Source organism: Marinilactibacillus sp. GCM10026970 (assembly GCF_042660675.1).
Classification (GTDB): domain Bacteria; phylum Bacillota; class Bacilli; order Lactobacillales; family Carnobacteriaceae_A; genus Marinilactibacillus.
This window is the reverse complement of record NZ_JBHSUL010000019.1, coordinates 1-1,481: the sequence shown is the minus strand read 5'-3', so window position 1 is coordinate 1,481 and position 1,481 is coordinate 1. Positions and strand designations below refer to the sequence as shown.

Here is a 1,481-nt window from a genome sequence, read left to right as displayed (position 1 = left end):
GGCTCTGTGTCAAATAGTGTTGGTAACATTAGTTACCCTTAAGAAGATTTATCGATTTCATTCGATAAGTCTTCTTTTTTTGGGCTTCATTTTTAGTGAGAGGACTAAACGATTTCTGAAAGAATTGAAGCTGATAAAGCCATAGGCTGTTCTTTTAATGTTTTTAACCTTGTTGTTTGAGCCTTCAAGTGGACCATTAGAATAGCGATAAAGAAACGCTGTTTCTATATGCCCTTCTTTTAAGTGATAATGTAACGTTCGCTGACTTACTTTCATTGTATTGTGATAATCAAAAGTAGTATTTTCCAACGTACTTCGGAATTGAGTATAGTTTCTTGTTTTTAAAGCATGCAAAAGATCTTGATAGAATCGATAACTTTCTTTTAGTTCGCTACTAAAGCTAAGTAGCGTGTCGACAACGTGCTGTTGGGTCGTTTGTCCAAAACAAGAATAGTACTTATAATCTGTACTCGAGAGTGCTCGTTCCTCTTTTAATAGAAGGCGCCAATGATTCTTGAATTTATTGTAGATCCCTTTATACGGATAGCTAGAACGGTTATATTGTTTCATGACTTTCACTCTGATTCTATTTAAAGATCGATTAATCAATTGGATGATGTGAAAGCGATCAATAATGATTTTTGCATTTGGAAAAAGCTCTCTTATAAAGAACTCATAAGCTGCGTTCATGTCAATCACGACAAGTTTTACCTGTTCTCTCACTTTTAGCGGATACTTTTGAAAGTGAAGTTTGAGATAAGCTTTTCTTCTATCAGGAAGGATATCGATTACCTCATGTGTATCGCCATCGGCGTAAATGAAGCTCATCGAACCTTTCACATTTTTGACTGACTTGAATTCATCGAAAAGCAGACAAGGCGGTAAAGCTTGGAAGTCAGGGTAATAGACTTGAGCGAATGTGCTAATCACTCGCTTAACGGTAGAGGGTGATACCGTATGTTCTTCTGCTATATACTTCATAGAAAGATCTTCTCTAGATTGAAAGCCGATGTGTTGCTTTACTTTTTTAGAAATAAAACAATGTTCTTCGACTTCTGAGGAATGAGCAGAGAAGGTCTGTGTACAAGACTTACAATAGAAACGTTGTTTCTTTAGATAAAGGCGCGTCGGATATCCAGCCACTTTATTCCATACGATTTTAGATAGCTTAGTCCCATATTTGATAATGCCGTAATCGTTGTTCTTAGTACCGCACTTAGGGCAATAGTTTGGTGTATAAGTCATTTTCCCTCTGACGATATTGGTCAAGCTGCCCTTAAGGGTTTGACGATCGATCTGAGTCAATGTGATCGATTCATCTTGGATATGAAGTAATTTTTTGATATCATAAGATTCAAGCAAGCGAGATTCCTCCTATAGATTTGGTGTGGTAACTTTAGTCTATCAGAGAATCTCGCTTGTTTCATTTTACATAAAAATAGTGCTGGCGAATTCTCACCAACACTAGATATTATAGAACC

General features: G+C 36.5%; 1 protein-coding gene. It reads right to left on the bottom strand.

Annotated elements, in window-relative coordinates:
* Positions 1 to 57: 57 nt before the first annotated feature.
* Positions 58 to 1,362: an ISL3 family transposase gene (locus tag ACFP65_RS06280; RefSeq protein WP_379916951.1), complete on the bottom strand. Its 1,305-nt coding sequence runs from the start codon at positions 1,360 to 1,362 to the stop codon at positions 58 to 60.
* Positions 1,363 to 1,481 lie beyond the last annotated feature (119 nt).